General features: G+C 74.8%; 21 protein-coding genes. 18 read left to right on the top strand and 3 right to left on the bottom strand.

Annotated features, from left to right (window positions below; all coding sequences use genetic code 11):
* Nucleotides 1-95 precede the first annotated feature (95 nt).
* The 3 genes from Cch01nite_RS06815 to Cch01nite_RS06805 all read left to right on the top strand — a co-directional run bounded on the left by Cch01nite_RS06815 (nucleotide 96) and on the right by Cch01nite_RS06805 (nucleotide 3,825).
* Nucleotides 96-2,069, top strand: a complete 1,974-nt coding sequence (locus Cch01nite_RS06815) for a right-handed parallel beta-helix repeat-containing protein (protein ID WP_203750322.1) — start codon at nucleotides 96-98, stop codon at nucleotides 2,067-2,069.
* Nucleotides 2,070-2,153: 84 nt separating this feature from the next.
* Nucleotides 2,154-3,302, top strand: coding sequence for a serine hydrolase domain-containing protein (locus Cch01nite_RS06810; RefSeq protein WP_203750321.1), 1,149 nt, complete (start codon nucleotides 2,154-2,156; stop codon nucleotides 3,300-3,302).
* Between the two features lie 49 nt (nucleotides 3,303-3,351).
* Entirely contained in the window at nucleotides 3,352-3,825 is a 474-nt protein-coding gene (locus Cch01nite_RS06805) for a cupin domain-containing protein (RefSeq protein WP_203750320.1), read from the top strand.
* Nucleotides 3,826-3,844: 19 nt separating this feature from the next.
* On the opposite strand, the gene Cch01nite_RS06800 is transcribed toward Cch01nite_RS06805, so the two are convergent.
* Nucleotides 3,845-4,657, bottom strand: coding sequence for a class I SAM-dependent methyltransferase (locus Cch01nite_RS06800; protein ID WP_203750318.1), 813 nt, complete (start codon nucleotides 4,655-4,657; stop codon nucleotides 3,845-3,847).
* A gap of 403 nt (nucleotides 4,658-5,060) precedes the next feature.
* Between Cch01nite_RS06800 and Cch01nite_RS06795 the strand changes: the two genes are divergently transcribed.
* Complete coding sequence (locus Cch01nite_RS06795) at nucleotides 5,061-6,551, top strand: non-reducing end alpha-L-arabinofuranosidase family hydrolase (protein ID WP_203750316.1); 1,491 nt, start codon at nucleotides 5,061-5,063, stop codon at nucleotides 6,549-6,551.
* Nucleotides 6,552-6,624: 73 nt separating this feature from the next.
* Here Cch01nite_RS06795 and Cch01nite_RS06790 read toward each other — a convergent pair whose 3' ends face one another.
* A complete protein-coding gene (locus Cch01nite_RS06790; protein ID WP_203751133.1) occupies nucleotides 6,625-7,227 on the bottom strand; it encodes an aggregation-promoting factor C-terminal-like domain-containing protein in 603 nt (200 codons plus the stop codon).
* A 275-nt stretch (nucleotides 7,228-7,502) separates the two neighbouring features.
* Between Cch01nite_RS06790 and Cch01nite_RS06785 the strand changes: the two genes are divergently transcribed.
* Nucleotides 7,503-8,300: an isocitrate lyase/PEP mutase family protein gene (locus Cch01nite_RS06785; protein ID WP_203750314.1), complete on the top strand. Its 798-nt coding sequence runs from the start codon at nucleotides 7,503-7,505 to the stop codon at nucleotides 8,298-8,300.
* A gap of 19 nt (nucleotides 8,301-8,319) precedes the next feature.
* On the opposite strand, the gene Cch01nite_RS06780 is transcribed toward Cch01nite_RS06785, so the two are convergent.
* Nucleotides 8,320-8,646, bottom strand: coding sequence for a hypothetical protein (locus tag Cch01nite_RS06780; protein ID WP_203750312.1), 327 nt, complete (start codon nucleotides 8,644-8,646; stop codon nucleotides 8,320-8,322).
* Nucleotides 8,647-9,295: 649 nt separating this feature from the next.
* On the opposite strand from Cch01nite_RS06780, the gene Cch01nite_RS06775 reads away from it, so the two are divergent.
* The 13 genes from Cch01nite_RS06775 (at nucleotide 9,296) to Cch01nite_RS06715 (ending at nucleotide 21,982) form a co-directional block, all read left to right on the top strand.
* Complete coding sequence (locus Cch01nite_RS06775; protein ID WP_203750309.1) at nucleotides 9,296-10,045, top strand: HAD family hydrolase; 750 nt, start codon at nucleotides 9,296-9,298, stop codon at nucleotides 10,043-10,045.
* Nucleotides 10,042-11,415 carry an asparagine synthase-related protein gene (locus Cch01nite_RS06770; protein ID WP_203750306.1) on the top strand — a complete coding sequence of 458 codons (1,374 nt, stop codon included), beginning with the start codon at nucleotides 10,042-10,044 and terminating at the stop codon, nucleotides 11,413-11,415. The genes Cch01nite_RS06775 and Cch01nite_RS06770 overlap by 4 nt, the downstream gene beginning before the upstream one ends.
* Before the next feature lie 46 nt (nucleotides 11,416-11,461).
* A complete protein-coding gene (locus Cch01nite_RS06765) occupies nucleotides 11,462-12,139 on the top strand; it encodes a histidine phosphatase family protein (RefSeq protein WP_203750303.1) in 678 nt (225 codons plus the stop codon).
* A complete protein-coding gene (locus Cch01nite_RS06760; protein ID WP_239070001.1) occupies nucleotides 12,136-13,032 on the top strand; it encodes an aminoglycoside phosphotransferase family protein in 897 nt (298 codons plus the stop codon). The genes Cch01nite_RS06765 and Cch01nite_RS06760 overlap by 4 nt, the downstream gene beginning before the upstream one ends.
* A 66-nt stretch (nucleotides 13,033-13,098) precedes the next feature.
* Nucleotides 13,099-13,932, top strand: a complete 834-nt coding sequence (locus tag Cch01nite_RS06755) for a class II fructose-bisphosphate aldolase (RefSeq protein ID WP_203750301.1) — start codon at nucleotides 13,099-13,101, stop codon at nucleotides 13,930-13,932.
* Nucleotides 13,933-13,954: 22 nt separating this feature from the next.
* Entirely contained in the window at nucleotides 13,955-14,365 is a 411-nt protein-coding gene (locus tag Cch01nite_RS06750; protein WP_239070000.1) for a YjbQ family protein, read from the top strand.
* Nucleotides 14,366-14,381: 16 nt separating this feature from the next.
* Nucleotides 14,382-15,071 (top strand): tyrosine-protein phosphatase, encoded by a 690-nt coding sequence (locus Cch01nite_RS06745; RefSeq protein WP_203750296.1) that lies wholly within the window; start codon nucleotides 14,382-14,384, stop codon nucleotides 15,069-15,071.
* Nucleotides 15,072-15,114: 43 nt separating this feature from the next.
* Nucleotides 15,115-16,230 carry an amidohydrolase family protein gene (locus Cch01nite_RS06740; protein ID WP_203750293.1) on the top strand — a complete coding sequence of 372 codons (1,116 nt, stop codon included), beginning with the start codon at nucleotides 15,115-15,117 and terminating at the stop codon, nucleotides 16,228-16,230.
* A complete protein-coding gene (locus tag Cch01nite_RS06735; RefSeq protein WP_203750290.1) occupies nucleotides 16,227-17,465 on the top strand; it encodes a galactosyltransferase-related protein in 1,239 nt (412 codons plus the stop codon). Before Cch01nite_RS06740 ends, Cch01nite_RS06735 begins: the two co-directional genes overlap by 4 nt.
* Nucleotides 17,462-18,142 (top strand): SIS domain-containing protein, encoded by a 681-nt coding sequence (locus Cch01nite_RS06730; protein ID WP_203750287.1) that lies wholly within the window; start codon nucleotides 17,462-17,464, stop codon nucleotides 18,140-18,142. The genes Cch01nite_RS06735 and Cch01nite_RS06730 overlap by 4 nt, the downstream gene beginning before the upstream one ends.
* Nucleotides 18,142-19,692, top strand: coding sequence for an asparagine synthetase B family protein (locus Cch01nite_RS06725; RefSeq protein ID WP_203750285.1), 1,551 nt, complete (start codon nucleotides 18,142-18,144; stop codon nucleotides 19,690-19,692). The genes Cch01nite_RS06730 and Cch01nite_RS06725 overlap by 1 nt, the downstream gene beginning before the upstream one ends.
* A complete protein-coding gene (locus tag Cch01nite_RS06720) occupies nucleotides 19,689-21,038 on the top strand; it encodes a carboxyvinyltransferase (protein WP_203750283.1) in 1,350 nt (449 codons plus the stop codon). Before Cch01nite_RS06725 ends, Cch01nite_RS06720 begins: the two co-directional genes overlap by 4 nt.
* Nucleotides 21,035-21,982, top strand: coding sequence for an NAD-dependent epimerase/dehydratase family protein (locus Cch01nite_RS06715; RefSeq protein WP_203750282.1), 948 nt, complete (start codon nucleotides 21,035-21,037; stop codon nucleotides 21,980-21,982). Before Cch01nite_RS06720 ends, Cch01nite_RS06715 begins: the two co-directional genes overlap by 4 nt.

Below are 21,982 nucleotides of genomic sequence, written 5' to 3'. Positions count from 1 at the left end.
AGCGTTAACATGCAAGCGGCCGACACCGGCGGGACGATGGACCGGCGCCCGCGCACCGAGGCGACGTCGCCTGCACGTACGGAAGGTCACGCACGATGGCACCTGCGCTCCACGTCGCGACCACCGGGTCCGACTCCGCCGACGGGTCCGCCGGGACGCCGTTCCGGACCATCAGCAAGGCGGCGGCCGTCGCGCGGCCGGGGGACCGTGTCGTCGTGCACGCCGGGGAGTACCGGGAGTGGGTCAGGCCGCAGCGGGGCGGGCTGAGCGACCGGCGCCGGATCACCTACGAGGCCGCCCCGGGCGAGCACGTGGTGATCAAGGGCTCCGAGCAGGTCACCGGCTGGGAGCGGGAGGACGGGACCGTGTGGAGGGTCGCGATCCCGAACACGCTGTTCGGCGAGTTCAACCCGTTCGCCGAGGAGCTCGACGGCGACTGGGCCCTGTACGTCGAAGGGCAGCCGCGCACGCACCTGGGCGACGTGTACCTCGACGGGACGAGCTTCTACGAGGTCCTGGACCACGCCGCGCTGGCCGACCCGCCGCTGCGCACCACGGTGGTCGACCACTGGACCGGCACCACCGTCCCGATCCGCGACCCGGAGCGGACGCGGTACGTCTGGTACGCGGAGGTCGGCCCCGACGAGACGACCGTGTGGGCCAACTTCCAGGGCGCCGACCCGAACGCCCGGCTCGTGGAGGTCAACGTCCGCCGCTCGGTGTTCTTCCCGACGGAGCACCACCTCGACCACATCACCGTGCGCGGGTTCGAGCTGGCACAGGCCGCCTGCCCGTGGACCCCGCCGACCGCCGACCAGCCGGGCCTCGTCGGACCGAACTGGGCCAAGGGCTGGGTCATCGAGGACAACGTCATCCACGACGCGAAGTGCTCGGGGATCTCACTGGGCAAGGAGGCCTCGACGGGCCACAACTACGCCCGGTGGCGCCGGGACAAGCCCGGCTACCAGTACCAGCTCGAGTCGGTGTTCGCGGCACGGCAGATCGGCTGGGACCGGGAGCACGTCGGCTCGCACGTCGTGCGCCGCAACACCATCTACGACTGCGGGCAGAACGGCATCGTGGGGCACCTGGGCGCGGTGTTCTCGACGATCGAGGACAACCACATCCACGACATCGCCCTGAAGCGCGAGTTCTACGGGTACGAGATCGCCGGCATCAAGCTGCACGCCGCGATCGACGTCGAGATCCGGCACAACCGCATCCACGACTGCTCGCTGGGCACCTGGCTCGACTGGCAGACCCAGGGCACCCGCGTCTCGCGCAACGTGTACTACGGCAACAGCCGGGACCTGTTCGTCGAGGTGTCGCACGGGCCCTACCTCGTGGAGCACAACATCTTCGCGTCGGCGGCGTCCCTGGAGGTCTTCAGCCAGGGCGGTGCCTTCGTGCACAACCTCGTGCGCGGCACGCTCTGGCTGCAGCCGGTGCTCGACCGCCCCACGCCGTACCACCTGCCGCACAGCACGCAGGTCGCCGGGTACGCCGCGATCGAGGGCGGCGACGACCGCTTCGTCGGCAACGTCTTTCTCGGCGGCGACGGCACCCCGGCGTACGCGCCCGACGCCGGCACGGGGGACACCGCCCGGCACGGCACGGTCGGGTACACCGGCCATCCCGCCGACCTGGCCGCCTACCTCGCCGAGGTCCACGACCTGTGGCGCGGCGACCACGAGCGGTTCAAGGGCGTGAAGCAGCCGGCCTACCTGCGCGACAACGTCTTCGTCGGCGGTGCGCAGCCGGTCCCCGGCGAGCCCGGCGCGGTCGTGCTCGCGGGCGACGACGTGCACGTCGCGGTCGTCGACGACGGCGGCGGGGTCGTCCTCGAGGCCCGGCTCCCGGCCGGGTTCGACGAGGTGCGGATCGGGCTCGTCACCGGCGACGACCTCGAGCGGGTGCGCTTCGCGGACGCCGACTTCGAGGAGCGTGACGGCAGCCCCGCGGTGCTCGGCACCGACCTCACGGGGCAGCCGAAGTCGTCGGGCGGCACCTACCCGGCCGGACCGCTCGCGTCCCTCACGTCGGGCACGTCGCGCACGCGGGTGTGGTGAGCGCCGAGCGTGTCGGTGGCCGCGGGTAACGTGCCGCGGGCTCGGCCGTCGGCAGGGGACGGCCCACCGCTGCGGAGGCTCCCGATGACCAGCACGACGGCAACGGCACAGGTGCACGGCACGGTCGCGCCCGGCTTCGAGGGGGTGCGCGACGCCTTCGCGGCGACCGCCGCGGGCGAACCCGGCCTGCAGGCGCAGGTCGCGGCGTACGTGGGCGGCGAGCGCGTCGTCGACCTCGCCGTGGGCCTGCCGGCGCAGACCCTGATGCCGGTGTACTCCACCGGCAAGGGGGCCGTGCACCTGACGGTCGCGCTGCTCGCGCAGGACGGCGTGCTCGACCTGGACCGGCGGGTCGCGGACGACTGGCCCGAGTTCGGCACGCACGGCAAGGACGTCCTCACGGTGCGCGACGTCCTCACCCACCGCGCGGGGCTCGTCGGGGTGCCGGAGCGGTTCCGGCTCGACGAGCTCGCCGACGACGCGGTGCTGGCGGCACGGCTCGCCCCGCTCGCACCCGCGTGGCCCGTGGGTGCGGGCTACGGGTACCACGCCTTCGTCGTCGGGGCGCTGCTCGGCGAGGCCGTGCGGCGACAGACCGGGCTCTCGCTGCGGGACGTCTACGAGCGGCGCATCCGCGCGCCGCGGGACCTCGACCTGCACCTCGGGCTCCCGGAGGCGCTCGACGACCGCGTGGTCGACGCGCAGCCGCCGCTGCTCACCGACGCCGAGCAGGCGCAGCGCGCCGCGGCCGCACCGAGCCGCGACTCCCTGATCTCCGTCGCGTTCAACCTCGACGCCGACCCGCCGACGGACATCGTCACGATCGGCAACGCCCCGCAGGTGCGCCGCCTCGGACAGACGTCGGCGGGGGCGGTCGGCAACGCTCGCGGGCTCGCCGGGCTGTACGCGGCGGCCATCGGCGCCGACGGGCGCGGCGCGCTGCTCGACGACGCGTCCGTGGCCGCCGTCGCGGCGCTCGCGACGCCGGGTCCCGACCTGGTGACCGGCGAGGTCGACCACTTCGGTCTCGGGTTCGAGCGGACGCAGGTGCCGTACCCGTTCCTGGGGGCGTCCGCGTTCGGCCACTCGGGCGCGGCGGGCGCGCAGGGGTTCGCGGACCCGGAGAACGGGGTCGCGTTCGGGTACGCCCGCCGCCGGTTCGCCGCGGCCGGCAACCTCGCTCCGGAGGTCGACGCGCTGGCCCGGGCCCTCGGGGCGGCCGCGGCTCGCTGACCCGCGCGACGGCATTGACGGGTGCTCGGACGTTCAGCACGCTGGAGCGGTGCCGGGTGGATACCGAGCCTTCGATCGCGCGGACGCGTCCGCGCGCGTCGCCGAGGCCGAGCTCGCGCCGCCCGGGAGCGAGATCCGGCTCGTGGAGTGGTCCGACCCCGGCAATCCCGCGGGCGAGCGCGGGCTCATCGCACCGGTGCACGTGCACTGGGAGGACGACGAGACCTGGTACGTGCTCGAGGGCGCGTTGCACGTGCTGCTCGACGACCGGGTCGTCGGCCTCGACCCCGGCGGGGCCGCGACGGCGGTGCGGGGCGTGCGGCACACGTACTGGAACCCGAGCGCCGACCCGTGCCGCTACCTCATCGCGACGACGCCACGGGTGATGGACCTGATCGCCACGCTGCACGACGGCAGCGGGCGTGACCCGGCGGACGTGTTCCGGTCGCACGCGAGCGAGCTGCTGGGGTGGCAGCTGCCGTCGCCGCTGACGGTCGTGCACCCCGGGGCCGCACCGGCGTGACCGGCGCGGTGCGCCGCCGTCAGGCCCGGGCGCGCACCAGCCACACGCCGGCGTCGAGGCGGACCCCGTCGGGGTGGGTGTGCGGCGCCAGGGCCGCCCGCACCTCCGCCAGCGCTCGCGCCCCGGTGTCCACGTCGACGCCGTCCAGCAGCCGGCGCCCGAGCGTCCCGGTCCGCAGGAACGTGACGGCGTCCTCGACGGTCCCGCCGCCGCCGACCAGGAGCGGCACCGTGACGGGCTCGACCTCGACCTCCGTCCATCCCGCCGCCACGAGCACGCTCCGTGCCCGGCCCTCGTCCGCGAGGGAGAACATCCCGGGCCCGTCGCCCTCGGCGAGGTCGGGGACGGGGACGCCGAGGGCGTGGGCTGCCGCCGCCCCGGGGACGCACAACCAGGGCTGGTGCCTCGGCGACCGCCACGCGATGAACGCGAGCCGCCCGCCGGGTCGGGTCGCCCGCCGGAGGTTGACGAACGCCGCCACGGGGTCGGCGAAGAACATGAGGCCGAAGCGGGAGAGCACGACGTCGCACGACGGGGGTCGGAACGTGTGGGTCTGCGCGTCGCCCTCGACGAACGTGACGTGGTCGTCGCCGGCGGCTCGCGCGCGTGCCGTCTCGAGCATGGCGGGGGAGACGTCGACGCCGGTGACGGTGCCGGGCCGGGCGAGGTCGGCCGCGTCGAGCGTCGTCGTGCCGTACCCGCAGCCGACGTCGAGCACGTGCTCCCCGGGGCGGATCGCGGCGGCCGAGAGCAGGGCGTCCTCGACGGGCCGGTACATGCGGTCGTAGCGGTCGCGGTTGTCGATCCAGTGGCGGGCGCCGGTCTCATCCAAGACGGTGCCCCGTCCCGAGCCGGGGGGCGAGCGCCCTCGGGCGGCGGGCGTGGTTGCTCGGCCACGGTGAGCGCCCGGCCGGCAGAGCCGTCATCGGTGATCCTCCTTGCGGGGGTGCGTCCGCGTCCACGCTAGGCGACCGCTCCGGCTCCGACCTCCGAGCGGCGCCGCCGCTCGCTCGTGGCCGGGTGCGTCGACGTGAAACGTTCCGGAGCCCGGAATGTCTTGTACATCGATGTAGATCCGGATACGTTCCCCGGCGAACCACCCCCTACCCGGAGCTCGGCCACGACGATGTGAGCGCTAACATCGCCGGCCCTCCCGCCGCCGTGCCGCGCCACGTCGCCGGGGAGCCGACGTGCCGGCACTGCTCGCGGGACACGACGAACCGAAGGAGCGAAGGATGAGGAAGTCCATCGCCGCACGAGCCCTGGCGGTCGCCGGCCTAGTGCTGGCCCTGGTGGCAGCGGTGCCGGGGCAGGTCGGCCCGGCCGCGGCAGCCAGCGTCGACACGTCCGCCTGGTACGTCCTGGTCAACCGCAACAGCGGCAAGGCCCTCGACGTGTACAACCTCGCCACCAACGACGGTGCGCGCATCGCCCAGTGGTCCCGCAACGACGGCAACCAGCAGCAGTGGCAGTTCGTCGACTCCGGCAGCGGCTACTACCGGCTCAAGTCCCGGCTCTCCGGCAAGGTGCTGGACGTCTCCAACAAGTCCACCGCCGACGGCGCCGCGATCATCCAGTGGTCCGACGCCAACTCCACGAACCAGCAGTTCTCCCTGCAGGACGTCGACGGCTACATCCAGCTGATCAGCCGCAACAGCGGCAAGGCCGTCGAGGTGCAGGGCGCGTCCACCGCCGACGGCGCGAACGTCGTCCAGTACGCCGACTGGAACGGCAGCAACCAGCAGTGGCAGCTCGTCAAGGTGGGAGGCGGCTCGACGAACCCCACGCCCACGCCGACTCCGACGTCCACCGGCGGCACGTGCTCGCTGCCGTCGAGCTACCGCTGGTCGTCGACGGGCTCGCTCGCCACCCCGCGGTCCGGGTGGGCGTCGCTCAAGGACTTCACGACCGCCGAGTACAACGGCCAGCACCTCGTCTACGCGACGACGCACGACAACGGCTCGTCCTGGGGCTCGATGAGCTTCGGCCTGTTCAGCAGCTGGTCGAGCATGGGCTCGGCCAGCCAGAACGCCATGACGTCCGCGACCGTCGCACCGTCGCTGTTCTACTTCGCGCCGAAGAACATCTGGGTGCTCACCTACCAGTGGGGCCCGACCGCGTTCTCCTACCGGACGTCCAGCGACCCCACCAACCCCAACGGGTGGTCGTCGGCGCAGACCCTGTTCACGGGCAGCATCTCGGGTTCCGGCACCGGCCCCATCGACCAGACGATCATCGGCGACGCCACGAACATGTACCTGTTCTTCGCCGGTGACAACGGCAAGATCTACCGGGCCAGCATGCCGATCGGGAACTTCCCGGGCAGCTTCGGCTCCTCGTACACCACCGTCATGAGCGACTCCACGAACAACCTGTTCGAGGCCCCGCAGGTCTACAAGGTCAAGGGCCAGAACCAGTACCTGATGATCGTCGAGGCGATCGGTTCCAACGGCCGGTACTTCCGCTCGTTCACCGCGAGCAGCCTCTCGGGCTCGTGGACGCCGCAGGCCGCGAGCGAGAGCAACCCGTTCGCCGGCAAGGCCAACAGCGGCGCGACGTGGACCAACGACATCAGCCACGGCGAGCTCATCCGCAGCAGCAACGACCAGACCATGACGATCGACCCCTGCAACCTGCAGCTGCTGTACCAGGGCCGTTCGCCGAGCTCGGGCGGGGACTACGGCCTGCTGCCGTACCGGCCCGGCCTGCTCACGCTCCAGCGATAGGGCGTCGACCGGGTCGACCGCACGCCGCGCACCCCGACCGGGTGCGCGGCGTGCGGTCTCCCGGGACGCCGGATCAGTACCACCCGGTCGACTGCGAGTGCTGCCACGCGGCGCACGCGCTGCCGTAGCGGCCCTCGATGTACGACACGCCCCACCGGACCTGGGTCAGCGGGTTCGACCTCCAGTCGGGACCGGCCGACGCCATCTTCGAGCCGGGAAGCGACTGCGGGATCCCGAACGCACCGGACGACGAGTTGGTCGCAGACGGGTCCCACCCGGACTCACGCTGCCAGAGCGCCTCCAGGCAGCCCCACTGGTCGGCGCCGACGAGGCCCGCGGCGTACTGCTTGACCTCACCGACCGGGACGCGCGACGGCGGGACGCCGGGCGTCGACGACCCGCCGCGCGCGAGGCTCCGGGCGGCCTTGCGCTCGGCCTCCCGCTCGGCCTCGACCTGAGCCTGCCGGGCGGCCTCGGCCTCGGCGGCCTGCCGTGCGCGCTCCGCCGCCTCCGCCGCGATCGCGTCGGTCAGCCAGGAGGTGTCGGCGTCGGTGGCGGTCCACGTCGCGTCCGCCGGAGCGGCGACGGTGCCGGGCCCGAGCCGGTCGGCGGCGACGCCGGGCGCGTCCGCGAAGGCGGGTGACGACGTGTCGGGGTCGACCTGGGCGAAGGTCATCGCCACGGCGCCGACCGCGACCCCGCAGGCGACCGGACGCAGGCACGCGCGCGCCCACCGCGCGAGGGGTGGCCGTCGCGCGCTGGGGGCTGCCAGATGTCTGCCCATATCGGCTCGTCGGGCCTAGGCGGCCGCGTGTCCCGTCGGTGGCATACCGAACAGATCGGCCCGGGGCGGCGAACCTTGAGGGACGGTCCGCGGCGTACCCCGGACGCGCGCCGGCGCCACAGCCGTTCGCCGGCGCGTTCCGGCGCCCGGTGGCCGACGATGGGGTGGTGAACAAGGCGGCCGCCCTCCTCGCCCTGCACGCCGGTCCGGGCTTCGTGCTCCCGAACGCCTGGGACGCGGGCTCCGCCCGGGTGCTCCAAGGGGTCGGCTTCCCGGCGATCGCGACGACCAGCGCGGGCATCGCGTGGTCCTGCGGGGTGCCCGACGGGGGAGCGCTGGACGGCGACACGATGCTCGAGCACGTCGCGCGCATCGTGGCGGCGGTGGACGTCCCGGTGAGCGCCGACCTCGAGTCCGGCTACGGCGCCACCCCGGACGACGTCGCCCGCACGGTCGCCCGTGCCGTCGAGCTCGGCGTGGTGGGCGGCAACCTGGAGGACGTGCGCGACGGCGCGCTGCTCGGCGTCGACGAGGCCGTCGACCGTGTCGCGGCGGCCCGCGCAGCGGCACCCCGAGGGACGTTCGTGCTGAACGCCCGGACCGACACCTACCTCGTCGGAGCGGCCGGCGACCCGTTCGAGGAGACCGTCGAGCGGGCGGCCCGGTTCGTCGAGGCGGGCGCCGACTGCGTCTTCGTGCCGGGTGTCGTGGAGGCGGACACGATCCGCCGGCTCGCCGCGCAGGTCCCCGGCCCGCTCAACGTCGTGGCCGGGCTGGCGAGCACGACCGACGCGCCCACCCTCTTCTCCCTCGGCGTGACACGGGTCAGCCTCGGCGGCAGCCTCGCCCGAGCGGCCTACAGCACGCTGGAGCGCGCCGGACGCGAGCTGCTCGACGGCGGCACGCTGGGCTTCCTCGACGGTGCGATCTCGTACGCCGACCTCCAGCGACGCTTCGCGCCCTGACCGGCCGATCGGCCGTCAGTCACGTTGCGGTCGAGCACAGGACGACGGCCGCGATGAAGCCCAGGAGCGACAGTGCGCCCACCATGGCGGCGTGGCCGGCCAAGTCGAGGTCGCCGTGGTTGAGCACCGCGCGCCGACGCCGGATGATCGACGCCTGGGCGCAGGTGGTGCCGAACAGCAGCACCGCGGCGGCCGCGAGCTGCCAGGTCGACGTCATGAAGGCAGTGACGAGCAGCCCGAGCCCGGCGAGCGCCGACCCTGACGCGAAGAACCACGCGTTGAGGACGAGTTGGCGATCTCCCCACGAGGCGCTGGATGTGCGCTCGTTCCGTCTTCCGGACTCCATGGTCGGCAGGGTAGGTGCCGCGTCGGGTCGACGGGCGCGGGCGGAGGGTGAACGGCGCAGACGCCGAGCACCTCGTCGTGCTGGTCGGCGGTGGACGGCGCTCGGCATGCCGAGACGGGGGCGGGCGTGCGGAGGTTCCGGGAATGCCCCGACGCTCCGCCGCCCGATGGTGCGGAAAGCATTGGCAGCCGCGGTGTGAACCTGCACCGAACTTCTCGCGCAGGAATGTGAAATCGCGTCGACGCAGGTGTGCTCGCCGAACGGCACCGGTGCAGTTCGGGGCGCCCGAGGGGACGTTGCCGGGCGGGCCCAGGCGATCCGCGCGACCACGCCGGTGACGACACGCCGGGCAGCTCGGATGCACAGGTTACCGCCGGACCTCGTCGACCGGACGCTGCACCGTAGCACGTGACACCGCTGTGACCTGCACGTTCGCCGCGCCCGTCGCGGCTCGTCCTCGCGCCCGGCCGGCGCGGTGCGGGACCGCGCGAACCGCGGTCCGGGTCTCACATCGTGGATCACTGGTGACGGATCGCGGTGGCCCTAGGGTTAAGTGTCCCCGCGCCCAAATGTGCGCAGATGAGATTTATCGCGCGAGCTGCGTCGTCGGTGAGAACCGGCCGTGGCCGAGCGAAGGGGGCTTTCTTTGATGCGTGCAGAATGGGCTGCCGCGCGCCCGGACCCGGGTGCCGGGGCCGCGGTCGGCGTCGCGCCGGGCGAGGCGCTGAGCCTCGACGTCGCGGGCGTCCTCGTGCTCCCGGAGCCGACGGCGGTGCTCGCCGACGCGGCGCCGGGCGAGCACTGGGACGCCGTCCACTACCTCGTGCGGGTCCGCGAGTCCGGTGCCGTCCCGCTCGTCGGCTGGGACCACGTCGCCGCGAGCGTCGGCGCCCCGGTCGAGCGTGTGCACGCGTACGTCGACCGGCTGCGCGAGGTCCACGGACGGCCCGACGTCTGGCGACGCGTCGTCCCCGGTGCCCGCGAGCTCCTGCTCGCCGCCGCGGCGGCCGGTGTCCCCGTCGCCGCCGTGAGCAACACCGTGCGGCCCATGACCGTCGAGATCCTCGCCGCCGCCGGCCTGTCGGGGGACCCGGCGGACGGCCGGATCCCCGTCGAGCGCACCTTCGACTCGTCGGTCCTCGGCCTCGCGAAGCCCGACCCGCGCGTGTTCCGCCGGGTGTCGGCCGAGCTCGGCCGCCCGCTCGACAAGGTCGTCCACGTCGGCGACTCGCTCGACGAGGACGTGCGGGGCGCCCAGGGCGCCGGGGCGGTCGCCGTCCACCTCACGCCGTTCGGCGGGTGCGCCGACGTCACGCACGACCACGTGCCCGGCCTTCGTGGGATCGATCCCACCGATCTCCGCCGTCACCTCCAGCCGCTCTCCGAAGGAGCCTCGTGAGACTCGCCCTCGTGCTCGCCGACCACCGGGCCGCCGCGCTCACCGCCGCCGCGACCGCCGTCTACCGCGACGCCACGACCGCCACCTGGGCGCTGCCCGCCGGCGGCAGCGTGAGCGTCACCGGCCCGCGGCCGGCCGAGCCGGACGTGCTGGTCGACGGGTCGCTCGACGCCGCGGCGCACCGCCTGCTGCGCCGCGGACCCGCGCCGCGGGACGTCCCGGCCGTCGTCGACGGCACGGAGGGCGCGGCCGTGGTCGTCGCGTCGGACGGCCGGTCGGCGCTCCTCGTCCGCGACCAGCTCGGCACCCGGCCCCTGCACCACGGGGTGCTCCCCGGCGGCGGCGTCGCGATCGCCTCGGAGATCAAGCAGCTCGTGGCGATGGGTGTCGAGCGCATCGCCGTGGTCCCGCCGGCGTCGGTCGTCGTCCTCGGCGGGGACGAGCCGCAGACCTGGCGCGACGAGCTGGTGCGCGCCGACACCGACGAGACGTTCGAGGACCGGGCCGCCGCGCTCGGGCGCGAGGTCCGGGCGAGCGTCGCCGCCCGCGCCGGCCGCCCCGTCGCGGTCGCCGTCTCCGGCGGCGTCGACTCGTCGACGGTGCTCGCCGTCGCCCGGGAGAGCGGCGCGGACGTCGTGGCCGTCACCGTCGCGCTGCCCGGCTCGCCCGACCTGGAGTTCTCGACCCGGCTGTGCGCCGACCTCGGCGTCCCGCTGACGGTGATCGAGCCCGAGCCGATCGACGACGCCGACGCGCTCCTGCGGGAGCTCGTCGCGGACGTCGAGTCGTGGGAGCAGCAGGTCCTCACGCACGCCGTCCCCAGCCGGGTGCTGATGCGGCACGTCGCGACGACCGGGCGTGCGCTGCTGACCGGCGAGGCGAGCGACGAGCTCTTCGGCGGGTACCGCTCCGCGGCCGACGACGCCGCCGAGGTGGCGGCCCGCCGCGACAAGGAGCTCGGCAACTTCCACCGCACGAGCGCGCAGCGGCTCGACCGGCTCGGGCAGCGGTTCGGGGTCGACGTGCGGCTGCCGTTCGCGGCGCGCCGCGTCGTCGAGGCCGCCCGCCGGTTCCGCCCCGAGGAGATGGTCCACGGCGAGCTCACCAAGTGGCCGCTCCGCGTCGCGATGCGGGGCACGCTGCCCGAGTACATCCTCGAACGACCGAAGCTCACGTTCGCCCGGGGCGTCGGGTACCGGTACGGGCAGCACGCCGACGGCGACGGGCTGTTCGCGGGACAGGTGCGGGGCCCGCGCGCGGGGACCGCCGACGAGCGGCTCACGGTCGGTGACGCCGAGGCCGCCTCGCTCGAACGGTTCCTCGAGCTCGGGTACGGGCGGGCGGACTACATGCTCACCCGGACCCTGTGACCCGCGCCCGCCCCGCCCTCGACCCCCCGATCCCAGGGAGCAGTGCATGACCCGCTTCGTCTTCGTCCGGCACGCCGAGAGCGTGCACAACCGCGACGGCGTGATCTCCACGGCGACCCCCGGGCCTGACCTGACGCCCGAGGGCGTCCGGCAGTCCGAGGAGCTCGCCGAGCGTCTCGCCGGGTCGCTCGACGCGGTCTACGCGAGCCCCACGCTGCGCGCGACGCGGACGGCGGCGGCGCTCGCCCGCCGGTCCGGTGCCCCCCTCGTCCCGCTGGACGACCTGCGCGAGCTGTTCGCCGGTGTCGTCGAGGGCACGCCCGCGTCGGAGGGCCTGCCGCGGCTGGACGCCGGGTGGGAGCGGTGGATGGCCGACGGTGCGCTCGACGAGCCCGTCGCCCCGGGGGGCGAGTCGGCGACGCAGGTGATCGGCCGGCTGCGGCGCGTCGTCGCGCGGGTGCAGCAGGAGCACCCCGGCGACGCGGTCGTGGCGGTCGTCGCGCACGGCGGGATCCTGCAGCTCGCCGTCCCGGCGGTGTGCGCGAACCTCCCGCGCGACCACGGGCGCGTGCACTGGTTGCGCAACGTCGAGGTCGTCGAGGCACACGGCGACGGACCCGACCTCACGTGCGACCGGTGGGCCGGTGCGCCCGTGCCCCCGGGCGCGGTCGGGCCCGACGCGCGTGCCGCCGCCCCGGTCGCGACCCCGGTCGCCGCCCCGTGACCCACCCTTCGACCCACCCCGTGACCCGCCCCGCGCACGTGCTCACCACCGAGGAGGTCCCCGCCATGGCCGACACCCCCGCCGCCCCGGCCGCCCAGCCCACGAGCCCGGCGCCCGACGAGGAGGTCCTCGAGGGCGGCGGCGTCAACGTCGTCACCCGCGTCGGCAGCACCGTGCGCCGACCGGCACGCCCCTGGACGCCCGCGATCCACGTGCTGCTGCGCCACCTGCGCGACGTCGGCTTCGAGGGCGCACCGCGCGTGCACGGCACGGACGAGCAGGGCCGCGAGGTCCTCGACTACGTCGCGGGCGAGGTCGGCAACTACCCGCTGACCGAGCAGGTGCGCAGCGAGTCGGCGCTGCTGTCCGCCGGCCGCCTCCTGCGCGGGTACCACGACGCCACGACCACGCTGCTCGACCAGGGCGTCGAGGGCTGGCAGCTCGGGCCGATCGAGCCCGTCGAGGTCCTGTGCCACGGCGACTTCGCGCCGTACAACTGCGTGTTCCGGGACGGTGAGGCGGTCTCCCTCATCGACTTCGACGGTGCCCGGCCCGGGCCGCGGGCGTGGGACCTCGCGTACGCGCTGTACCGGTTCGCACCCCTGACCCGGCCCGAGAACGGCGACGGCTTCGGCGGCACCGACGAGCAGGCGCGGCGCGCGCGGCAGTTCCTCGACGCCTACGGCGCGACCCCGGAGCTGCGCGCGACCGTCGTCGCGACCCTCGGACGCCGCCTGCAGTCCCTCGTCGACTTCATGCAGGCCGCGGCCGACGCCGGGGACGAGAACTTCGCGCGGCACATCGCCGACGGGCACGCCGACCTGTACCTGCACGACATCGCCTACATCGAGGCGCACCGCGCCGACTGGCAGCGCGTCGTCGTCGACGACTGACGCGTACCGCTCCACCCACCACGCACGTGCGGGGTCGCTCGCGCGCGCCCGAAGAAGGGAACAGCCATGCCACTCGTACCCACCGCTGAGATCGTCGACGCCGCCGCACGGGAGGGCCGCGGCGTCGGCGCGTTCAACGTGCTGAACCTCGAGTACGCCGAGGCGCACGTCATCGGCGCCGAGCGCGCCGGCAAGCCCGTGATCATCCAGATGACGGAGAACTGCGCCCGCCACCACGGCTCGATCGTGCCGCTCGGGTCCGCGATGCTCGCGATCGCCCGCGCGTCCAGCGTGCCGGTGTCGGTGCACCTCGACCACGCGACCGACCCCGAGCTCGTGCAGCAGGCCGTCGAGCTCGGGTTCACGAGCATCATGTTCGACGCGTCGAAGCTCGAGTACGCCGAGAACGCGGGGCGCACCGCCGAGGTGACCGCGCGGTGCCACGACCAGGGCGTCTACGTGGAGGCCGAGCTCGGCGAGATCGGCGGCAAGGGCGGCGCCCACGCACCCGGTGTGCTGACCGACCCCGACGAGGCGGCGCAGTTCGTCAAGGAGACCGGCGTCGACGCCCTCGCCGTCGCGGTGGGCTCCCAGCACTCGATGCGCGAGCGTTCCCGCGCGCTCGACCTGCCGCGCATCACCGCGATCCGCGACCGCCTCGAGGTCCCGCTCGTGCTGCACGGCTCGTCCGGCGTGCCCGACGACGAGATCGGCCGGGCCATCGAGGCCGGCATGACGAAGGTCAACATCGCGACGCACCTCAACGGCGTGTTCACCCGGGGGCTGCGCGAGTACCTGGAGAGCGAGCCCGCCTCGATCGAGGTGAAGCACTACCTCACGGCGGCGCGCGACGCGCTCGCCGACGAGATCACCCGCCTGCTGGGCGTCGTCCACGCCTGACCGCACGAGAGGAGACACCGAGATGGTGACGAGCACGGACTTCAAGGTCGAGACGGGCGCCGACGAGGTCGCCCACGACATCACCGAGCAGTGCCGCGAGTTCGTGCGCGCGTCGGGGGTGACGGACGGCATCCTGCACGCCTGGACGCCGCACGCCACGGCCGGGTTCGCGGTCCTCGAGGAGGGGGAGCGCACACCCGCCGACCTGCTGAGCATCCTCAAGGAGATCCTTCCGGTCGACGGGCCGTGGACGCAGCGCAGCGGCAAGCACGGGCACAACCGTGACCACGTGCTGCCGGCGCTGATCCCGCCGTTCGCGAGCATCCCGATCGTCGACGGCGAGCTCGGCGTCGGCCGGTTCCAGACGGTCCGGCTCGTCGACACCAACAAGGACAACCCCGTCCGCACCGTCCGCCTCACCGCGGTCGGCTGAGCGGGGGCGGGTGACGATGAGCACGACGACGACGACGGCGAGCGCAGCGGGCACGGCGGGCGCGACGTCGACCGCGCTGGCGGGGCTGCGCAACGTGCGCCAGCTCGGCGGCATGCGCACGTTCGACGGGCGCGTCACCCGCCACGGCTTCCTGTGGCGGTCGGGTCGCACCGACGGTGTCGACCCGACCGCCCTGCACGGGGCGGGCATCCGCACCGTCGTGAGCCTGCGCCGCGACTCCGAGGAGCACCGGTACACGGACGGCCCCGTCCGGTACCACAGCTGCCCCGTGTTCCCCGCGGGCCAGGACGTGCCGGCCGAGCTGGCGGACGTGTACCGGCTCATGGTGGACGCGTGCGGCCCCGCGCTCGCGCACGCCGTCGGGCGCATCGCCGACAGCGACGGCCCGGCGCTGGTGCACTGCGCGGCCGGCAAGGACCGCACCGGCCTGGTCGCCGCGATGGTGCTCGACGTCCTCGGGGTCCCCGAGCGCCGGGTCCTCGACGACTACCTCGCGTCGAACGCGCAGAGCCACCTGTCGCCGGACGCGGCCGAGGCGACCGGTCGCCCCGTCACCGAGGCCCTGCTGGTCGACGCCTTCCGGCGCATCCGTGCACGTCACGGGAGCGTCACCGAGTACCTGAGCCACCACGGCCTCGAGCCGGCCCAGCTCACGCGGCTGCGCGCCACGGCGCTCGAGCCCTGACCCGGCCGCCCGGCAGCGGCCCCCCGAACCCCGGAGAGGAACCATGATCGTGACGAGTGCGACGACGGACGACGACCGACCCACCCCGGTCCTGTTCCACGTGCACGGCATCGGCCCGCACGACTTCAGCTCGATGACCCCGGACGCCCTCGCGGGCGTCGACGCGCTCGCGGCGGAGCGCGGCGTCGAGGTCGTCCCCACCGTGTTCCTGCGCCGCGAGTACGTCGACACCTTCGAGGACGTCGTCGCGGCGTGGAGCGCAGGCCGCGCGCGCGGCGAGCTGGACCACGTGCTGGGCTTCGGCGTCGAGGGGCCGATGCTCGGCACGTCCGGCGGTGTCCCGCCGGCCGGGTGCTGGATGCCGGACACCCAGACGTGGCGCCGCATCGCGGCGCTCGGCGACCACGGGCTGCGCTATGTCGTGATCGCCCCCGACGCGGTCGACCTCGACGGGCTCGTCGGCGAGGACCTGACGTTCGCGGCGCTCATCGAGCTGTTCTACGCGCACGGCGTGCGGCTGGCGCTCGGGCACTTCCGGCACGGCGACCCGTGGACGAGCGCACGCCGCACGCAGGACGTCATCGACTTCGTCGAGCGCCTCACGGACGGCCAGCAGGACGCCCTCGTGACCGACCACCTGTTCAACGACATGCCGCGGGCGTTCCGGCACGCGTGGCGCACGGGCGCCGAGCGGGAGCGCCGCGCCGACGAGCTCGGTGCGTTCCTGGCGCAGGAGTGGACGGCCGCGACGCTCGACCGTGTCCTCGGGCCGGTCCCCGCGGTCATCGTGACGGCGGCACGCGCGGGACGGATCCTGCCGATGCTGAACTTCGACGGCGACCACGTCGACCTCGAGATCTGCCGCCGCACCGTCGAGTACGTGGGTGCGGACCGTCTCATCGCGATCACCGACCACATCGAGGTCTTCGAGATGGCGGGCGAGCACCTCGTGGCCGCGGAGACCAGCTCGCTGCGGCTGCGGTCCGACGGCCGGGTCGCGGCCGGGTCGACGAACATCGACGGGCAGGCGCGCAACATGCGGTCGCTGGGCCTGCGCGAGGGGCAGATCGACCACCTGCTGCGCTGGTCGCCGCGGGCGGCGCTGGTGCCGCTGGTCCCGTCCCGGCTCACCTCACCGGTGGCCGTCGGTGCGTCGTGACGGCGAGTGACGTCCACCCGGCGCCGGGCGCGACGGTGCCGGAGGGACGGGTCGCGGAGGGCGTCGCGGCGGCGTGGATGGTGCTGAACGACCCGGCCGCGCAGGTCAACGCGACGACGTGGAAGCGCCAGGTCCCGCTGTACCTCGCGGCCGTCGACGCGGTGCTGCCGGCCGACGCCCTGGGCGGCGCCGAGCTCGCCGCCGTCGCGGCAGACCTCGCGGCGGACGGCGACCGCCGGGCGGCCCACGCCCGGGTCACGGACGTCGTGCGCCGGCACGTCGCGCGGGCGGACCTCGCGTCGGCCGAGGAGCGTCTCGCCGCCGTCGCGGAGCGCGGGCTGACGCAGCTGTGGCTCGGCGGGGTGCCCGGTGCGCCGCAGGCCCCGGTGCGTCCCGCCGACGCGACGCCGCTCGACGTCGCGGTCGTCGTGCCCGTCCGGGTGCGGGAGCCCGCGCGGCTGCGCAACGTCGAGGTGGCCCTGCGGGTCCTGCGGCGGACGCTGCGTCCCGACGACCACGTGCACGTGGTGCTCGTCGAGCAGGACGACGAGCAGCGGCTGCCCGCGACGGTCCGCGAGCTCGCGGACGACGTCGTCCTCGCCTGGAACCCGGGGCCGTTCAACAAGGGGTGGTCCGTCAACCTCGGTGTCGAGCGGACCGACGAGCCCACGGTGTGCGTGCTGGACGGGGACTACGTGCTCGTCCGCGACGCCCTCCACCGCGCCGTGCAGGACGCGGCCGACGCGGCGGTCGCCTTCCCGCACACCGACGCGATCTGGCTCGACCCCGCCTCGACCGACCGCGTCGCGGCGAGCAGCGTCGCGCCCGGCCTGGTCGCCGCCGACGTCGGCCCGCAGCAGGTCACGGGCTACGTGCTGCGCGACACGCTCGGCCTGTGCCTCGTCGTCCGGCGCGACCTGTTCGACGCGGTCGACGGGTTCGACGAGCGGTACGAGGGCTGGGGCGACGAGGACAACGACCTGATCCGGCGGCTCGCCGAGCTCGGCCCGGTCGTCCGCGCGGACGCGACGGGGATGCACCTCGACCATCCCCGGCCCGTGATGACCGACGCCGAGGGCGTCCGCCCCAACAAGGCGCTCGTCGGCACCGCCCGCCCCGTGGACCGCCCACGGCGCGGCGACCCCGACCGCTACCGCCGCGCACGCCCCCACGCGCCGTCGCCCGACGGCACGTCCGCAGCAGCACGTCACGAGACGGAGGCACGGCAGCCGTGACACCGACCCCCATCGAAGAGCTCGACGACGACATCGCCCCGGTCACCCCCGAGCGCCCGCGCACCGAGGCGTCGCACGTCGTCGAGCGGTACGCCGCCGACCTGTCCGACGCGGTCGAGCGGCTCCCGCACGCCGACGTGGCCGCGGCCATCCAGGCGGTCGAGCGCGCGCTGCACGCGGGCCGCTCCATCTTCGTCGCGGGCAACGGCGGCAGCGCCGCGACCGCGCAGCACATGGCGGCGGACATCGCCGCGGCGTGGCTCGCCGGAGGCGGGCGGGGCATCGTCATGGCGCTCGCGGACAACACGGCGCGCTGGTCGGCGCTCGTGAACGACGAGGGTGCCGACCGGGGGTTCGCGTCGCAGCTGGAGATGCTCGGCCGCCCCGGCGACGTGCTCGTGCTGCTGAGCGTCAGCGCGGACTCCCCGAACCTCGTCGCCGCCGCGACCGTCGCCGCCGAGCGGGGCCTGGACCTGATCGCGCTCGTCGGGCGGCGCGGACGCATCGCGCAGGTCGCGCAGGTCGTCGTCGAGGTCGGCGCCGGGGACTACGGCCTCACCGAGGACCTGCACCTGTGGGTGAACCACTGCCTCGTGCGGTACCTGCGGCACGGCGAGCCCCAGGTGTGCGCCGCCGTCGGCGCCCCCGCGCCGGTGCTGGCCGGGACGGAGCTCTGATGTGCGGGATCGTCGCGGCCGTCGGCGGCGGGTCGGACGCCGTCCGGGCCGGGCTCGTCGGCGCCGGGCTGCGGCGCATCGAGCACCGCGGGTCGCCGGGCACGCGCCACGAGGACGCCCACGCGGTCACGGCGGCGGCGCACCTGGGGACGAACCGGCTGCCCATCGTCGGCGGGCCGGCTGGCCGGCAGCCGGTCACGTCCCGGTCGGGGGCGACCGTCGTCGTCCACAACGGCGAGGTCTACAACTTCCGTGAGCTCGCCGCCGAGCTCGGGCTGCCCGCGGCCGCCGCGACCTCCGACACCGCTGTGCTCGCGGAGCTCGTCGAGGCCCGCGGCGTCCGTGCGGCGCTGCGGGCGGTGCACTGGGAGGGCGTCCTCGTCGCGGCCGACGAGCGGACGGGGACGGTCGTCGCGGCCCGTGACCACCTCGGGATCAAGCCGCTGTACCTGGTCCGCGCCGGCGAGGTGACGGTGCTCGCGTCGGAGATCAAGGCGCTGCTCGACGTGCCGGGCGCCGAGCGGATCACCGAGGTGCCGCCCGGTGCGCTCGTGACGTTCGCGCCCAGCTCGGCCGAGCCGGTCGCCGACACGTGGTGGGACGCCGCGGACGTCGTGCGGGCCCGCCCGTCGGACGTGCGCCCCGGCGCCGCGCTGGACGACGTCGCGCGCACGGTCCGCGACGCGGTCCACGCCCGCGTGCCCGACGAGCCGTACGCCGTCATGCTCTCCGGCGGGCTCGACTCCTCGCTCGTCCTCGCGCACGCCCTGGAGCGCAGCCGGGACGTGACCGCGTTCGTGCTCTACCGCGAGGGCTCGCCGGACGTCGACGTCGCGCGCCGGCTGTGCGACGACCTCGACGTCGAGCTCGTCGAGGTCGTCGGGCACGACCCGCACGAGCTGTGGGAGCACGCCGGCCAGGTCGTCGGCATCGTCGAGTCGTGGGAGTGGCACGTCGTCAACCACGCCGCCCCGATGCTGCGCCTCGTCGACGCGGTGGCCGCCTCGGGCCGTCGGGTCGTGCTGACCGGTGAGGGGGCCGACGAGCTGTTCTTCGGGTACACCGAGCGCGGCGCCGACGGCGCGGTGCTCACCGACCCCGACGCGCTCGAGCGGCGCCGCGTCGACCGGCTGCGGGCCCTGCACCGCACGAACTGCCAGCGCCTCGACCGGATGTCGATGCACCGCACGCTGGAGTGCCGCGTGCCGTTCCTCGACGTCGCCGTCGTGGAGGCGGCCCTGCGGCACCCCGCGCCCGCGCACCTCGAGGGCGGTCGCACGAAGAGCCTGCTCCGCGACGCGGCGCGCCGCGTGCTGCCCGCCTACGTGACCGACCGCGACAAGCTCTCGCTCGCGAAGGGCGCCGGGTACGTCTACGACGCGGTGCGCGGCGGTGGCGTGTTCCACGTGCCCGACCAGGGCGTCCGCGACGCCGTCGACGCGGCGGTCGAGACCTTCCCCTACCGGTTCCCCGTCGAGCGTGCGCTCGTCGACCACTTCGTCCGGCACGGCTACGACCGTGCCGCCTTCATGCGGGAGGCGACCGTATGACCACCGGCCAGACGACCGGAGGCCCGGCGACGGCGGGGCCGGTCACCGTCGAGCACGACGGCACCCCCCTGCGCGGGACCGTCGACCTGCCCGGCGGCAAGCACGCGTTCGCGCACGTCCTCGCCGCCGCGGCCGTCGCGGCGGACGTCGAGCTGACCGGCGTGCCCGCGAACAGCGACGCGCTGGCGCTCGTCGACGCGATGCGGCTCGTGTTCGCGGACGTCGAGCACGACCGTGACGCCCGCACGCTGCGGCTGCGCTCGCCGCTGCCCCCCGGCACGGTCGAGTGGTCGGCCGAGCTCGTGTCCCGGTCCCGCAACCTGTACTGCCTGATCCCCGCGACGCTGCACCATCGCGGGCGGCTGCGGTTCGCGGGGGTCCCGGCCGGGTGCGAGATCGGCCTCCGCCCCACGCAGTGGTACCTCGACACGCTGGCGCTGTTCGGGGCGACGTGGCGGGCGACGGAGCACGGCACGGATGTCGAGTGGACCGTGCGTCGGCCCGCGCGGGTCGCGTTCGCGTACCCGAGCATGACGGGGACGGTCGTCGCGGTCGCGGCGGCGCTCGCGACGCCCGGTGCGAGCGTCGTCGAGGGGGCGACCGCCGAGCCGTCCTGCTGGGAGCAGGTGGAAGCGCTCGCGGCGAACGGCGCGGACGTGCACCGGGTGGGCGACCGGATCACCGTCACCGGCCCCGGCCCCGACACCGTCCGGTGGGCCGTCGGGCCGGACCGGATCCACGCCGTCACGCTCCTCACCGCGGGCCTGCTGACCCGCGGGGCGGTGACCGTCCGGTTCACCCGTGACCTGCGCGTCCCCCGCTTCGTCGAGCTGTGCGAGCGCATCGGTGCCGAGGTCGAGGTCGGCGACGGCACGATGACCGTCGCGCACCCGGGCGACCGGGCGCTGCGCGCGACCGACGTGCGGGCGGGGTCGGAGCCGGTGTTCAGCAGCGACTGGGCGCCGTTCGCGGCGCTGCTGCTCGCGACCCGGGCGGAGGGCCGCTCGACGCTGACGGACACCGTGTTCGTCGACCGGTTCCAGTTCCTCGACCGGCTCGTCCCGGCGGGCCTCGACGCCCCGGTGGTGAGCCGCACCCACGTCGAGGGCCGGCCGGCGGTCGAGGTCGTCGTCGACGGGCGCCCCGACGTGCGGCTGCGCGGGGGCGTGCTGGAGGACTGCCCGGACATCCGCGGCTCGGCGGCGCTGCTGCTCGCGGCGCTCGTCGCGGACGGCCCGGTCACGATCCCGCGCGCGACCCACCTGCTGCGCGGCTACGAGGACCTGCCCGGCCAGCTCCGTCAGCTCGGCGTCACCGCCGCCCACCACCTGGAGGTCGTCCGATGAAGGTGCTCGTGACCGGCGGTGCCGGCTTCGTCGGCTCGCACACCGTCGAGGCGCTGCAGCGCCAGGGCGACGAGGTGCTCGTCGTCGACGACCTGTCGTCGGGCGACTTCGGGTGGGTGCCCGACGAGCTCGTCGTGCGGGCGGACGTCCGCTCGCCGCAGGCGGCCCGCGCGGTCGAGGACTTCCGCCCCGACGCGATGGTGCTGCTCGCCGCCCAGATGAGCGTCAAGGTCTCGATGCGCGACCCGCTGCTGGACGCGGACGTCAACGTCGTCGGGCTCGTCGCGATGCTCGAGGCGGGGCTGCGCGGTGGCTGCGGACGGTTCGCGTTCGCGTCGAGCGGCGGGACGATCTACGGCGACGTGCCGGCCGCGCAGCAGCCGGTCACGGAGGACCACCCGCACGCGCCCCGGTCGTTCTACGGCATCACGAAGTCCGTCGCGGTGAGCTACCTCGAGACGTACGCGCGCGAGCGCGGCGTCGAGACCGTCGCACTGGCGCTGGGCAACGTGTACGGGCCGCGGCAGAACCCCTGGGGGGAGGCCGGGGTCGTCGCGATCTTCGCCGAGCGCGCGGTCCAGGGGCTGACGTGCACGGTCAACGGCGACGGGCTGTCCACGCGCGACTACGTGCACGTCGACGACGTCGCGGACGCGTTCGCCCGGGCGACGCGCCGCGGCACGGGGCTCGTCAACGTCGGCACGGGGATCGGCACGTCCGTGCTCGAGATCCACGACCACGTGGTGCGAGCCGCGGGCCGCCCGGACCTCGCGCCCGTGCTGGGGCCGCCGCTGCCGGGCGAGGTCCGGGCCGTGGCGCTCGACCCCTCGCGCGCGGCGAGCGAGCTCGGCTGGCGGCCGACCGTCACGGTCGCCGACGGCGTGCCGGGGGTCGTCGACTGGGTGGGTGGGCGCGTGCGCGCCGCCGTGCCGGGGGTGCGCTGA

The sequence above is a fragment of the Cellulomonas chitinilytica genome, from assembly GCF_016862675.1.
Classification (GTDB): Bacteria; Actinomycetota; Actinomycetes; order Actinomycetales; family Cellulomonadaceae; genus Cellulomonas; species Cellulomonas chitinilytica.
The sequence above is the reverse complement of the archived record's forward strand: the minus strand, read 5'-3'. Positions and strand labels throughout refer to the sequence as shown.